This is a genomic window from Limosilactobacillus frumenti DSM 13145 (assembly GCF_001436045.1).
In the GTDB taxonomy this organism is placed as follows: domain Bacteria; phylum Bacillota; class Bacilli; order Lactobacillales; family Lactobacillaceae; genus Limosilactobacillus; species Limosilactobacillus frumenti.
On sequence record NZ_AZER01000009.1, the window covers coordinates 20,084 to 33,372 of the forward strand.

The 13,289-nt window shown below is 42.0% G+C and carries 15 protein-coding genes; all 15 read left to right on the plus strand.

Annotation, left to right across the window (positions count from 1 at the left end):
• The first annotated feature begins 11 nt into the window (after positions 1 to 11).
• Positions 12 to 554, plus strand: a complete 543-nt coding sequence (locus FD27_RS01980) for a P27 family phage terminase small subunit (protein ID WP_057748726.1) — start codon at positions 12 to 14, stop codon at positions 552 to 554.
• The gene (locus FD27_RS01985; protein ID WP_057748728.1) at positions 554 to 1,780 is read left to right on the plus strand and encodes a site-specific DNA-methyltransferase; all 1,227 of its coding nucleotides are present in this window, start codon (positions 554 to 556) and stop codon (positions 1,778 to 1,780) included. Before FD27_RS01980 ends, FD27_RS01985 begins: the two co-directional genes overlap by 1 nt.
• A 72-nt stretch (positions 1,781 to 1,852) precedes the next feature.
• The gene (locus FD27_RS01990) at positions 1,853 to 2,473 is read left to right on the plus strand and encodes a hypothetical protein (RefSeq protein ID WP_057748730.1); all 621 of its coding nucleotides are present in this window, start codon (positions 1,853 to 1,855) and stop codon (positions 2,471 to 2,473) included.
• 2 nt (positions 2,474 to 2,475) lie between these two features.
• Positions 2,476 to 2,682: a DUF5049 domain-containing protein gene (locus tag FD27_RS01995; protein ID WP_003652780.1), complete on the plus strand. Its 207-nt coding sequence runs from the start codon at positions 2,476 to 2,478 to the stop codon at positions 2,680 to 2,682.
• A 42-nt stretch (positions 2,683 to 2,724) separates the two neighbouring features.
• Positions 2,725 to 4,344: a terminase large subunit gene (locus FD27_RS02000; protein WP_057748733.1), complete on the plus strand. Its 1,620-nt coding sequence runs from the start codon at positions 2,725 to 2,727 to the stop codon at positions 4,342 to 4,344.
• Between the two features lie 28 nt (positions 4,345 to 4,372).
• On the plus strand, positions 4,373 to 5,638 hold the full coding sequence (locus FD27_RS02005; RefSeq protein ID WP_057748736.1) for a phage portal protein: 1,266 nt from the start codon (positions 4,373 to 4,375) through the stop codon (positions 5,636 to 5,638).
• Positions 5,635 to 6,306, plus strand: a complete 672-nt coding sequence (locus FD27_RS02010; RefSeq protein WP_003652788.1) for a head maturation protease, ClpP-related — start codon at positions 5,635 to 5,637, stop codon at positions 6,304 to 6,306. The genes FD27_RS02005 and FD27_RS02010 overlap by 4 nt, the downstream gene beginning before the upstream one ends.
• Before the next feature lie 19 nt (positions 6,307 to 6,325).
• Entirely contained in the window at positions 6,326 to 7,504 is a 1,179-nt protein-coding gene (locus FD27_RS02015) for a phage major capsid protein (protein ID WP_057748740.1), read from the plus strand.
• Between the two features lie 16 nt (positions 7,505 to 7,520).
• Positions 7,521 to 7,799, plus strand: a complete 279-nt coding sequence (locus tag FD27_RS02020; RefSeq protein ID WP_003671991.1) for a head-tail connector protein — start codon at positions 7,521 to 7,523, stop codon at positions 7,797 to 7,799.
• Positions 7,799 to 8,182: a phage head closure protein gene (locus tag FD27_RS02025; RefSeq protein WP_057748742.1), complete on the plus strand. Its 384-nt coding sequence runs from the start codon at positions 7,799 to 7,801 to the stop codon at positions 8,180 to 8,182. The genes FD27_RS02020 and FD27_RS02025 overlap by 1 nt, the downstream gene beginning before the upstream one ends.
• On the plus strand, positions 8,169 to 8,582 hold the full coding sequence (locus FD27_RS02030) for a phage holin family protein (protein WP_057748745.1): 414 nt from the start codon (positions 8,169 to 8,171) through the stop codon (positions 8,580 to 8,582). Before FD27_RS02025 ends, FD27_RS02030 begins: the two co-directional genes overlap by 14 nt.
• On the plus strand, positions 8,579 to 9,457 hold the full coding sequence (locus FD27_RS02035) for a GH25 family lysozyme (RefSeq protein WP_057748748.1): 879 nt from the start codon (positions 8,579 to 8,581) through the stop codon (positions 9,455 to 9,457). Before FD27_RS02030 ends, FD27_RS02035 begins: the two co-directional genes overlap by 4 nt.
• A gap of 91 nt (positions 9,458 to 9,548) precedes the next feature.
• A complete protein-coding gene (locus FD27_RS02040) occupies positions 9,549 to 9,788 on the plus strand; it encodes an SHOCT domain-containing protein (RefSeq protein WP_057748751.1) in 240 nt (79 codons plus the stop codon).
• Between the two features lie 29 nt (positions 9,789 to 9,817).
• Entirely contained in the window at positions 9,818 to 11,479 is a 1,662-nt protein-coding gene (locus tag FD27_RS02045) for a recombinase family protein (RefSeq protein ID WP_057748754.1), read from the plus strand.
• Positions 11,472 to 13,049 carry a recombinase family protein gene (locus FD27_RS02050; protein ID WP_057748757.1) on the plus strand — a complete coding sequence of 526 codons (1,578 nt, stop codon included), beginning with the start codon at positions 11,472 to 11,474 and terminating at the stop codon, positions 13,047 to 13,049. The genes FD27_RS02045 and FD27_RS02050 overlap by 8 nt, the downstream gene beginning before the upstream one ends.
• Positions 13,050 to 13,289: the final 240 nt, after the last annotated feature.

Genomic DNA, 13,289 nt, shown 5'->3' on the forward strand with positions numbered 1-13,289 from the left:
GAGGGAGAGATTTGGCTAAAGATGGTACGAATCGTGGTGGATCCCGAATCGGTGCTGGACGTAAACCTAAATCACTTCACGACAAAATTCAAGCCGGTCAAGATGCTCAGGTGATTGACCTACCAACACCAACCAATTTGGAAGGCCATGTGATGCCGCCAATCAAGAAGTACCTCAAGGCCAAACAGAAGAATGGTTTAGAATTCGACGCCGCTGATATTTTCAAAGAAACCTGGGAATGGCTGGTCGAGCGTGGTTGTGAAAAGCTAGTTAATACTCAGCTGATTGAACAATATGCGGTAAGTGTAAGCCGTTGGATTCAGTGTGAAGAATGTATCTCAAAATTTGGTTTTCTTGCCCGCCACCCAACAACTGGGAACGCAATTGCTTCCCCTTACGTATCAATGAGCCGCGACTACATGAAACAATCCAGCCAATTATGGTTTCAAATTTTTCAGGTTGTTAAAGAAAACAACGCTACAACTTACCAAGGATCTACACCACAGGACGATGTGATGGAACGCTTGCTCCGTTCACGGAAAGGAATGAACTAATGAAATTTGTTAAGAAGCAAATAACGGACCTCATCCCCGCGGATTACAATCCACGAAAAGACTTAAAGCCAGGTGATCCTGACTACGAAAAGCTAAAACACTCAATGAAAGAATTCGGCTACGTTGATCCAATCATCTGGAACCAACAAACTGGTCGCGTAGTCGGCGGACACCAGCGGTTAAAGATTCTCCAGAATGAAGGGATCAAAGAAGCCGAGTGTGTAGTTGTCAACTTAGACGAAGAAAAAGAAAAAGCGCTGAACATTGCTCTCAACAAGATCAGCGGTGATTGGGATAAGGACAAGTTAGCTTTGTTGATGACTGACTTACAAGCCAGTGACCTGGATATTTCATTAACTGGTTTTGATGAGGATGAAATATCTGACTTGCTTGCTACCGAAGGTGATACTCATGACGATAATTTCGATGTAGATAGCGAGTTGAATAAACCGACTTTTTCTAAAGCTGGCGACCTCTGGCATTTAGGACGGCACACCCTATTTTGTGGTGATGCTACAAAAGGTGAAGGTTACCAAAAGTTACTTGGTGATCATAAAGTTAACCTTGTTCTTACCGATCCACCATACAATGTCGATTACCAAAGCAAAGCCGGCAAGATTAAGAACGACCATCAGGATGATGATAAGTTCTATCAATTTTTACTAGCCGCTTTCCAAAACATGAATAAGGTAATGGCCAATGATGCCAGTATCTATGTTTTCCATGCTGATACTGAAGGGTTAAACTTTCGGCGAGCATTTCGAGATGCTGATTTCTATTTATCCGGTTGCTGTATCTGGAAAAAACAATCCCTTGTCTTAGGACGTTCACCCTATCAATGGCAACACGAACCAGTTCTTTATGGTTGGAAACAAGATGGTAAGCACGAGTGGTATACCGGGCGCAAAGAATCAACCATCTGGGAATTTGACCGTCCGAAGCAAAGTAAGGAACACCCAACAATGAAGCCTGTTCCATTGCTTGCCTATCCAATCATGAATTCGACAATGTCTAACTGTACGGTTCTGGATCCCTTTGGTGGTTCTGGATCTACCCTCATTGCCTGTGAACAGACTAACCGAATTTGTTACATGATGGAACTCGATCCTAAGTACTGCGATGTCATCGTTAATCGCTATATCGAACAAGTGGGTTCAGATCAAGAAGTCAGTGTGGAAAGAGATGGTCACATAATTCCGTACAATAAGCTAAAAAAACCGGCCTAATTCCTCGAAAGTCCTTGCTATCTGTATCTTCTAGAGTGATGTATACAGTAATCAAACAAGGAGGTACAGAAGATGGAAATTAATTTTAATGTTCATGGTAAACAGCGCAAAAAGCTAGTCGAACAGATTGCTGAATACACTCAGCAAAGGGCAGAGTATCAGTACACACCAACTTATGCATACCAGATTGGTAAATACACCGTCAGCAAGGATGGCAATCTTTTATCCCCAGATGAGATTCCTGCTGAATTAGTAACATATCTTAAGCAACAGGGATTCACATCCAGCGAGACGGTCAAGTTGAACATAACATATCGCCGCAATGAGCTTACTGACCAAGATCTAGATAACCTACGCCATTTAATCTGGGCAAAAGGACAATTAATCAAAGACGCTTGCCAACTGAATTCCTTGTCTCTCACAATTGATGACCAACGTGTATCCTTCGATTGGTTCACCGAAGTTAACACTGATGACGCTCCAGCTTATCAACAATTGATCGATAAATTAGTGCAATACGCAAAGAGTCACCAGCGAATTATGTCAACGCCACGTGATGAGAGTAATGAAAAATATGCTTTCCGCTGCTTTTTACTGCGTTTGGGTTTTATTGGTCCCCAATACAAGACCCAACGGAAAGTGCTACTCAAAAATTTAACCGGATCGGCTGCTTTTAAGAACCAGGAGGCTTAGTCATGAACAAAATCAAAGATGAATTAGCCAAACGTGATCGTATTCGCCAACAGGTATTACAAATTCGCAATACCGGTGAAGTAAATATGTTTGATGTTGAAAACGTAAAGCGGCTCGCTTATTACTATAATTGCCACGATCTGATCGACTATTTGACCACTGACCGCGCCGGATACATCAACCTGATCTTAACCGGTAAATTTAATTAGCTACCAAGCATTGAGTTCACTCTCAGTGCTTTTTTAGTATCAATGAAAGGATGTGATGCCCTCTTGCGAAAGCTAAAAGACTACACACCAACTAGGTTTATGGCTAAGGATTCTACCTACGATAAAGATGCTGCTGACTTTTCAGTGTCATTTATCGAATGCCTGTGCCACACAAAGGGAACCTGGGCAGGCAAGCCTTTCGACCTCATCGATTGGCAGGAAAAAATTATTCGAGATATTTTTGGCATCTTAAAGCCCGATGGCTACCGTCAATTTAATACTGCTTACGTAGAAATTCCAAAGAAACAAGGTAAATCAGAGCTGGCTGCCGCCATCGCCCTGTTACTCTGCTGTGCCGATGGTGAAGAACGTGCAGAGGTTTATGGCTGTGCAGCTGATCGGCAACAAGCTGCAATTGTTTTTGACGTTGCTGCTGATATGGTACGTATGAATCCTGCCCTGAAGAAACGTTGTAAAATTCTTGCTTCACAGAAGCGGTTGATCTACGAACCAACTAATAGCTTTTATCAAGTTCTATCTGCTGATGCTTATTCTAAACATGGTTTTAATGTGTCCGGAGTTATATTTGATGAACTGCATACTCAACCAAACCGGAAACTCTATGATGTTATGACGAAGGGATCGGGGGATGCCAGAACTCAGCCCCTCTACTTCTTAATCACAACCGCTGGCACTGATGAGCATTCTATTTGTTATCAAGTCCATCAAAAAGCAATTGATATCATGAAAGGTCGAAAGCATGACCCCCGCTTTTACCCAGTAATTTATGGTGCTGATCGGGATGAGGATTGGTCGAGCCCCGAAGTCTGGAAAAAAGCTAATCCTTCTTTAGGAATTACAGTCAAAATGGAGAAAGTCAAAGACGCCTACAACTCTGCCAAGGAAAATCCAGCAGAGGAAAATACCTTCCGACAGCTTCGTTTGAACCAATGGGTAAAACAGGACGTTCGTTGGATGCCCATGGATAAATGGGATGCTTGTGCTTTCCCAGTTGATCCTAATGAACTACGGGGACGAGATTGTTACGGCGGACTCGACCTGTCGTCGACTACCGATATCACTGCTTTTGTTCTAGTGTTTCCACCAAGGGATGATTCTGAAGGTTATACCCTTCTGCCCTATTTTTGGATCCCCGAAGATAATGTTGACTTACGAGTTCGGCGTGATCATGTTCCATATGATATTTGGAAACGACAGGGTTATCTGCAAACAACAGAAGGAAATGTAGTTCACTACGGTTTTATTGAACAATTTATTGATGATCTTGGTAAAAAATACCACATCAAAGAAATCGCCTTTGACCGATGGGGTGCGGTAGAAATGGTTCAAAATCTCGAAGGTATGGGATTCACTGTAGTTCCATTTGGTCAGGGATTTAAAGATATGACCCCACCAACTAAAGAACTAATGCGATTAACTCTGGAAAAGAAGATCGCTCATGGTGGTCACCCAGTATTACGCTGGATGATGGACAACATCTACATCCGCACTGACCCAGCCGGGAATATCAAACCTGATAAGGCTAAGTCAACCGAAAAAATTGATGGCGTAGTGGCCACCATTATGGGACTGGATCGTGCTATCCGAAATGAGGATAATGGTGATTCTGTTTATGATGGTCGAGGTTTATTGATGTTGTAATTGCGAAGAACTGAAAGGAGTTGATGCCATGAGTCTATTTAATAAATTGTTCCATACCAATAAAGCTTCACCCAAAAACACCCTATCCAGCACCATGTCATTTTTCTTCGGCAGTTCGATGGCTGGCCAAAATGTGACCGAACGCACCGCAATGCAGAATACTGCAGTTTATGCTTGTGTTCGAGTCTTGGCTGAAGGATTAGCTGAACTGCCACTCCATATTTATCAATATACCAGCGATGGTGGGAAAAAGCGGGCAATTAACCACCCGCTTTATTTTTTGCTTCATGATGCGCCAAATCCAGAAATGACCAGTTTTATCTTTCGCGAAACCATGATGAACCATTTATTACTGTGGGGTAATGCCTATGCACAAATCATTCGAAACGGTCAAGGCAAGATCACTGGGCTCTATCCTTTGATGCCAGATCGAATGGACGTTAACCGTGCTGCTAACGGTGAAATCTACTACACCTATACTCGCAACTATGATGATTACCAGGCAAAGAATAAATCGAAGCAAGTAATTCTCTTGTCCGATGAAGTCCTTCACATCGCAGGGTTAGGATTTGATGGTTTGATTGGTTACAGTCCTATTGCTATGGCTAAGAATGCTATTGGATTATCCATGGCTGCCGAACAATATGGGGCCACCTTTTTCAAAAATGATGCCACACCTGGTGGTGTTCTCGAGCATCCTAATGTAGTCAAAGATCCCGAACGGCTCCGGAAAAGTTGGCAATCACAATTTTCGGGATCTAATAATCACAGCATTGCTGTTTTGGAAGAAGGAATGACTTTTCATCAGCTTTCCATTCCACCCGACCAAGCGCAATTTCTTGATACTCGAAAATTCCAACTCGACGAAATCGCCAGAATTTTTCGTGTACCACCGCATATGGTTGGTGACCTAGATCGTTCGACATTCTCAAATATCGAGCAACAATCACTAGAATTTGTAAAGTACACCCTGAACCCTTGGTGCATTCGCTGGGAACAAGCTATGAATCAACAGCTTCTTTCCGCTGATGATCAACGAAAGTTTTTCGTCAAATTCAATGTTGATGGATTACTACGTGGCGATTACGAAAGCCGAATGAATGGCTATGCTATTGGGCGCCAAAATGGTTGGCTGTCTGCAAATGATATTCGAGAACTTGAAGATCTAAACCGCATCCCTACTAATGAAGGCGGTGACGAATACTTGGTAAATGGCAATATGCTGCCACTCAACCAAGCTGGTAACTTCTATAGTTCTCAACCATCTAAAGAAAGTGAGGAACCAAAAGAATGAAACGTTTCTGGAACTGGAGTGGCCCTCAGAATCAACGTGTATTAACTATTAACGGTACAATTGCTGAAGATAGCTGGGTTGATGATGAAGTCACTCCTCAAGTATTTCAAGATGAATTAAGTCAAGGGAAAGGGCCGATCGATCTCTGGTTAAATTCTCCCGGTGGTGACTGTGTCGCTGCCAGTCGCATTTACACGATGCTAATGAATTATCCCGATAACGTGAACGTCAAAATTGATGGTATTGCTGCTTCGGCAGCATCAGTCATCGCCATGGCAGGCACAAAAGTTTCCATGGTCCCAACCGCGATGATCATGATCCATAATCCATTAACCATTGTTGGTGGACAAAAAGAAGATCTTGATCAAGCTGCACAAATGTTAGCTGAAACCAAAGAATCAATTATCAATGCCTATGAACTTAAAACAAACCTTCCTCGAGAAAAAATTTCATCCATGATGGATGATGAAACCTGGATGAATGTCAATAAAGCGATTGAGTTGGGGTTCGCTGACGATATGCTAGGTCAAAACAAAGATGTCACGGATTGTTACTCATATTCAGATAAACAATCTGAATTGGTTCTATTGAACAAGCTAAAACCACAAGCAAAATCTAATATCTCTGTAAAGTCGCTGCAAAAGCGGCTTTCTTTGTTATCACACTAATTTTTAGGAGGACTTATCAATGAGTAAGATTACTGAATTACAAGAAAAGCGTGCCCGTATTTGGAAGCAAGCAAAGGATTTCCTGGATGCTAAGCAAAAGGAGTCGGATGTACTATCAGCTGACGACAATGCCCGCTATGAAAAGATGGAGCAAGAAGTTGTCGACTTAGGTAAGGAAATCGATCGAAGGCACAAGCAGGCAGAAATTGAAGTGGCACTAAACCAACCCACCAGTAAGGCCCTTACTAATTCCCCAATTGCTAACCAGCTACCAAAGGGCCAGGAGGCTTATGCAAAAGATTTCTGGCAAATGATGCGTGGTCATGTGGTCGTTGATGCACTGAAAGAAGGTACGGATCCAGATGGTGGCTTCCTAGTGCCCGACGAATTTGAAAATCAACTTATCCAAAAGCTTCAAGAAGCAAATGTCCTACGAACCATCAGCCATGTCATCCAAACCAATAGCGGTGAACACAAAATTCCAGTAGTGGCCAGTGAAGGTACCGCAGCCTGGCTAGAAGAAGAAGCGGCCTACACAGAGTCCAACACACAATTTAGTCAGGTGTCACTTGGCGCTCATAAATTAGGGACCCTGATCAAAGTGTCAGAAGAATTACTAAATGATTCGGCATTTGATTTGATGGCTTACCTATCTGATGAATTCGGTCGCAGGCTCGGTAACGCTGAAGAACAAGCCTTTTTAAACGGTACCGGTACTGGTCAACCTACTGGTATCTTGACCGATACTAATGGTGCTTCAGCTGGATCAACAGCTGCTAAGGCTGATTCATTAACTTTTGATGATTTAATCGATCTCTTCTATTCTTTGAAGACACCATACCGTCAAAATGCTGTCTTTTTGATGAATGATGATACTGTGAAGGTCATCCGCAAGATGAAAGATAAAAATGACCAATACATTTGGCAACCTTCCGTTCAAGCAGGTCAGCCAGACAGAATCCTCAACTGCCCTGTTTATACCAGTCCATTCATGCCAACACTGTCTGCTTCCAATAAGCCAGTTCTCTTTGGCGACTTCAATTACTACTGGATTGCAGATCGACAAGGCCGAACTTTCAAACGTCTGAATGAACTTTATGCCGTAACTGGTCAAGTTGGTTTTTTAGGCTCACAACGAGTTGACGGCAAAGTTATCCTACCAGAAGCAATTAAAACCTTGTCCATGGCTGCTAAATAGAAAGGATTGATGAAATGTGGCTGCTATTACTTTGGCCGAAGCAAAAGCCTACCTGAGAGTAGACAACACTGTTGAAGATGACCTCATTACAAAGTTGATTGGATCGGCAACAGCTACGGTCGAGAATGTGCTTCGCCAACCACTATCAGCGTTTGATCCCCTCCCTGATGATATTCATACCGCCATTCTCTATACAGTGGCTTACCTTTATGAATATCGGGAAACAGCTGATTTTGATGCCATGATTAAATTTCTTCGGGCCATTTTGTCCCCTTACCGGAAGGAGGAATTTTAATGCAACAGCAAAACAAACGTATCAGTAAGATTGCTGATATTGGTGAACTAGATCGACGCATTACTCTAATGAAAAAGAAATATGTCGGCGAAAATCCTAATACTGGAATGTCGATGTACAAAGATGTTCGCCTCGGTGATGTATGGGCTAAAGTCTCGGCATTGCACGGTCAGGAATACTACACGGCGGTATCCGTTAAATTGGAAAAGCAATTGTCCTTTATTATCCGATACCGTGACGACATTGACGAAGAAACTAACATCTGGTTTGAAGGACGCGGCTACAATATCGGCTTTATCGATGACGTCAAATACAACCATGAGTATCTGGAAATTAAGGCCGAGTATTCGAGAGGAGTTGATAATCCAGATGAAGACAACTAGTTTAACCATCATCAATACTTGTTTTGGTGCTGTTGGTGCATTTCTTGGCTGGTTTCTAGGCGGCCTGGATGGCTTTTTGTATGTTCTACTCATTTTCATGGTGGCGGACTATATTACCGGTGTGCTCTGCGCAATTAATGAACATAAACTCTCCAGTGAGATCGGTTTTCGTGGTCTCACTAGAAAAATGCTGATTCTACTCTTAGTAGGTATTGCCCACTCTCTTGACGTCTATCTGCTAAAAAACGGTTCGGCCATCCGAACAGCAACAGTCTTTTTCTATATCTCTAATGAAGGAATTTCATTACTGGAAAATACCAGTCGCTTAGGCTTACCTGTGCCCGATAAGTTAAAGAGTATTCTCCAACAATTACATGACAAGGATGGTGATAAATCATGATTCCTGGGATTGATATTTCTGAATGGCAAGGACATGTGGATTTCAATGCAGTCAAAGCAAGTGGTGTTAAGTTTGTTCTAATCAGAGCTGGCTATGGTCGGTCAGCGAGCCAAGAAGACCGTTACTTTGCAGAACACTATACCCAAGCCAAAGCAGCCGGTTTACAAGTAGGAGCTTATTGGTATTCCTACGCTATCTCACCTGCTGATGCAGCCATTGAAGCCCGGGCCTGTTTAACCGTTCTTGGCAACCGTCATTTTGATTTTCCAATCTACTTTGATCTAGAAGAAAAGTGGCAATTTGCTAATGGACGTAACTTTTGTGATAGCTTAGTAAAAAGCTTTTGTAGTATTTTGGAGCAGAACGGTTGCTATGCCGGACTGTATATTTCTCGATCGTCATTGCAGAATTATATATCCACCGCTGTTGCTCAGCGTTATGCCATCTGGATAGCCGAATATGGATCACGTTGTAACTATGGTGGTAACTATGGAATATGGCAACATTCATCTACTGGTTCCGTTCCAGGTGTCAATGGCAACTGTGATCTAGATTATGCCTACATTGACTACGTAGCTGTCATTAACAAAAAGCAGCCAGTTACCAGGAAGAACCCTGATGAGCTAGCTGTTGAAGTCTTAAATGGTCAATGGGGTAATGGTACCGATCGTCAACAGCTCTTAACCGCTGCTGGTTATGACTATGCGGTGGTCCAAGAAAAGGTTAACCGTCTCTTAAATCGTAAGTCAGTTGACCAAATTGCTCGTGAAGTTATCCGTGGCTCCTGGGGTAATGGTAATGAGCGAATCAACCGATTGAAGCAAGCTGGCTATGACCCCACCCAAATTCAAAAACGAGTTAATCAACTATTGTAACTTTTGCCTGTGGACTACGGTCTGCAGGCTTTTTTCTTTTGCGATGGTTTACTTTTTAAACTCGCCTGGCTTATCAGTGGAGGTAATTACAATGACTAAACAAGTTAAAACCGTAACTTGCCAACCACTGATGCCCGTTAAAACCGGCATGACACAACAGCAGCTGCTAGATGAAATTCATTACCAGCAATCCCGCCAAATTATCACTAAGCTACTAAACAAGGGGTTGCTTTCCGAAAACGAATTCAAGCAAATCGATCAATTAAATCAGCAATCCTTTCCACCATTAATAAAGCCAGAAAGCGTTGATACATCAGCTACTCAGAGCTAACATACCACACTGACGAAAGGAGGTTTGCCATGTCAACTATTACGAAAATTCAAGGCTACCAGCGTGATGTCAAGCAATTAAGAGTGGCGGCTTATTGCCGAGTATCTACTGACAATGTTGAACAATTAGAAAGCTTGGAAAATCAACGGCAACACTATCAAGAATATATCAATCGCCACCTTAACTGGCAGCTAGCTAGGATCTACTTTGATGAAGGTATTTCAGGCACTAAACTGAATCATCGAAATGCCTTAAAAGAGTTATTGGCTGATTGTCATAACCACCGGATCGATTTGGTGATTACCAAGTCAATCAGCCGGTTATCGCGTAATACTACTGATTGTTTAAAAATTGTTCGTGAACTGCAGCAATTAAACATTCCCATCTACTTTGAAAAGGAACGCATCAATACTGGCGAGATGGCTAGTGAACTGTTCTTATCGATTCTTAGCAGTATTGCCCAGGACGAATCACACTCGACCGCGGGTAATTTACGCTGGTCCATTCGGAAGCGTTTTGCGGATGGCAGTTTCAAGGTTTCTTCAGCACCGTACGGCTACTCTGTTCAGGATGGTAACTTAATTATTAAACCCAGCGAAGCAAAAATTATTAAACAAATCTTCACTAGCTTCTTACAAGGTCAATCAACTGGACATATTGCTAAACAGCTAAATACTAAACATGTTCCCACCCAGCGTGGTCATCGCTGGTGGAGCAGTACTATCATTAATATTCTGCGCAACATTAACTATACCGGCGATATGCTATGTCAGAAAACCTACCGTGATGATCAATACCACCGACATTTAAATCAGGGTGAACTGGCACAATATTTAATTGAAGAACATCATAAAGGAATAATCAGCCATCATGACTTTAATCAAGTCCAAGATCGATTGAAACAAGTCGCACAAGAACGGCACATTGAGTCCGGAAATCACAAATACCAACAACACTATCTATTCACCGGGAAACTCATTTGTGATTATTGCGGTTCTACGTTCAAACGACAAACACGGCCGAATAAAATCTGCTGGGCTTGTCAAAAACATTTGCACTCCGCAAAGCAATGTCCAGTGAGAGCAATTGCCGAGGAATGGATCCAAAACGCCTTTTGCAACATGATGAATAAACTGACCTTCAGTAAAAAGTTATTAATGTTGCCTCTAGTACAACAATTAAAGGACAGCTTTATCAATGATCCTGACGGAAAGCTAAGTCAATCAGCCAAGCAGATTAAAGAAAATGATGACAAGACGGAAACATTAAATAAGCTGTTACAGGCAGGTTTAATTGATCAGTCATTGTATATCAATCAAACCGCTGAACTGGAACAAAGCACCTATCAGATTCAACAGCGAATTAAACAAATTAACAGTAGTCACACTGACGATGCCAATAATCTGGAGGACTTTCGTGAACTTCTCCGTTGGTGCCAGCAAAATCAATTTCTAAATACATTTGATCCGGCACTGTTTCTAACCTATGTCCAATCAATTAAGATCCTTAACCAGCACGAAATCTGTTTCCAGCTTAAATGCGGGTTGAATTTGACCGAACATCTTGTTAATAAACAGCCTGTCAGTGAACATTTCTATCGGGGAATAATTCATCAACGATTCAATGATCCAATCAAGCAAGCTGAATATTTGTACAGCACGATTAAAAGCGAGGTGGATTTAATTGGGTAAAGTACATATCATTCCTGCTCATCAGCAACGTGGCAATAGTGTCCACCGTTTACCAGATGAACCACAATCAGAAAAACTACGAGTTGCGGCCTACTGCCGGGTTTCGACTGAACTCGATGAACAAGCCAATTCATATGAAACACAAGTCAGTCACTATAAAGAGCTGATTCAAAAAGATCCCAGCTGGGAAATGGCTGGCATCTTCGCCGATGATGGGATTTCTGGAACCAACACCAAGAAACGGGAACAGTTCAATAAAATGATTGCCGCTTGTAAAGCCGGTAAAATTGACTTAATCGTTACTAAATCGATTAGTCGTTTTGCCCGGAATACGATTGATTGTCTAAAATACATTCGTGATCTAAAAGCCATCAACGTGGCAATTTTCTTTGAAAAGGAAAACATCAACACGATGGATGCCAAAGGAGAAGTCTTGATTACTATCATGGCTTCCCTGGCCCAGCAAGAAAGTGAGTCCTTATCTCAAAACGTCAAACTCGGGTTGCAATATCGCTACCAGCAAGGCAAAGTCTTGATTAACCACAATCACTTTCTGGGCTACACCAAGGATAAAGATGGCAATCTCGTCATTGATCCAGAAGAAGCTAAGACCGTTAAACGAATCTTCTATAGTTACCTGCAAGGGATGACGATGAAACAAATCGCTGAATCACTCAAAGCAGATGGTGTCTTAACTGGTGGCAAGGGAACTAATTGGGGATCCAGCGGTGTTAACCGGATTCTCAAGAATGAGAAATATATGGGCGATGCACTCCTGCAGAAAACCTATACCGTTGATTTTTTAACCAAAAAACGGGTAAAGAATAACGGGATCATGCCCCAATACTATGTAGAAAACGACCATCCAGCGATTATTCCCAAATCGGTCTTCATGCAAGTACAAAATTTAATTCGGCAACGCCGTAATGGCATTACTACTAAGAATGGCCACCATCGCAGAGTTAATGGCAAATATTGTTTTTCGCAACGGGTCTATTGTGGCAAATGTGGGGATATTTTCCAACGGAATATGTGGTATAACCCGATTAAGGTCGCCGTTTGGCGTTGCGCCAGCCGAATTAAGCGCAATAAGAAAGGCCGGCGCTGCATGATCCGCAATATCAAGGAACCTCTTCTCAAGACCGCTACCCTTGACGCCATTAACCAGTTAATCGAAAGCCATGAATTAGCGGATAAACAAATCAAAGCCAATATCATGAAAATCGTTAAGAACTATAAAGGTCCAACGATCGAGGAGCTGGATAAACGACTAGAAGATGCGCAACTAAAACTGATTCAAGCAACTAACCAGCATCAAAATTGTAATGACCTCACCCAACAAGTAATGGAGCTACGTGGGCAAAAGGAAAAGGTTCAAAGAATTGAATCCGAAAACCAAGTTAAACTCCACAATATCGACCAGGTCGGCGATTTCGTGGACGAACATCAACATAGTATTCACGAATTCGACCCGCAGCTAGTCCGCCGATTAATTAAAAAAATCACCATCTTCCAACGTTATATAGAGTTCACGTTCAAAGATGGTGAAGTAATTAGAGTTAATATGTGAAATTTATGGTGTACGGCACTCAGCTATTTTGGCTGGGCGCTATTTTAAACATTCTGATCTTTATTAAACCTAATTTACAGTAAGTTCGTGTTACTTAATAGTAATGAGTAGTTAAAACATTCTTAGATTTATTAAGTATCTTTGGTTTATCAATGGTTATCCCTAATTTTTGTAAAATAAAGATTACCTCAATTGTCAAGTTAAGTGCAACACTAATGGCCTATTCTTATAATTGGTCTA

What these genes read in the sequence shown, in the direction of transcription:
- FD27_RS01990 (WP_057748730.1), top strand. Translation starts at nt 1,853, where the DNA reads ATGGAAATTAATTTTAATGTTCATGGTAAACAGCGCAAAAAGCTAGTC.
- FD27_RS02040 (WP_057748751.1), top strand. Translation starts at nt 9,549, where the DNA reads ATGACTAAACAAGTTAAAACCGTAACTTGCCAACCACTGATGCCCGTT.
- FD27_RS02010 (WP_003652788.1), top strand. Translation starts at nt 5,635, where the DNA reads ATGAAACGTTTCTGGAACTGGAGTGGCCCTCAGAATCAACGTGTATTA.
- FD27_RS02025 (WP_057748742.1), top strand. Translation starts at nt 7,799, where the DNA reads ATGCAACAGCAAAACAAACGTATCAGTAAGATTGCTGATATTGGTGAA.
- FD27_RS02000 (WP_057748733.1), top strand. Translation starts at nt 2,725, where the DNA reads ATGAAAGGATGTGATGCCCTCTTGCGAAAGCTAAAAGACTACACACCA.
- FD27_RS02005 (WP_057748736.1), top strand. Translation starts at nt 4,373, where the DNA reads ATGAGTCTATTTAATAAATTGTTCCATACCAATAAAGCTTCACCCAAA.
- FD27_RS02035 (WP_057748748.1), top strand. Translation starts at nt 8,579, where the DNA reads ATGATTCCTGGGATTGATATTTCTGAATGGCAAGGACATGTGGATTTC.
- FD27_RS01985 (WP_057748728.1), top strand. Translation starts at nt 554, where the DNA reads ATGAAATTTGTTAAGAAGCAAATAACGGACCTCATCCCCGCGGATTAC.
- FD27_RS01995 (WP_003652780.1), top strand. Translation starts at nt 2,476, where the DNA reads ATGAACAAAATCAAAGATGAATTAGCCAAACGTGATCGTATTCGCCAA.
- FD27_RS02015 (WP_057748740.1), top strand. Translation starts at nt 6,326, where the DNA reads ATGAGTAAGATTACTGAATTACAAGAAAAGCGTGCCCGTATTTGGAAG.
- FD27_RS02030 (WP_057748745.1), top strand. Translation starts at nt 8,169, where the DNA reads ATGAAGACAACTAGTTTAACCATCATCAATACTTGTTTTGGTGCTGTT.
- FD27_RS02045 (WP_057748754.1), top strand. Translation starts at nt 9,818, where the DNA reads ATGTCAACTATTACGAAAATTCAAGGCTACCAGCGTGATGTCAAGCAA.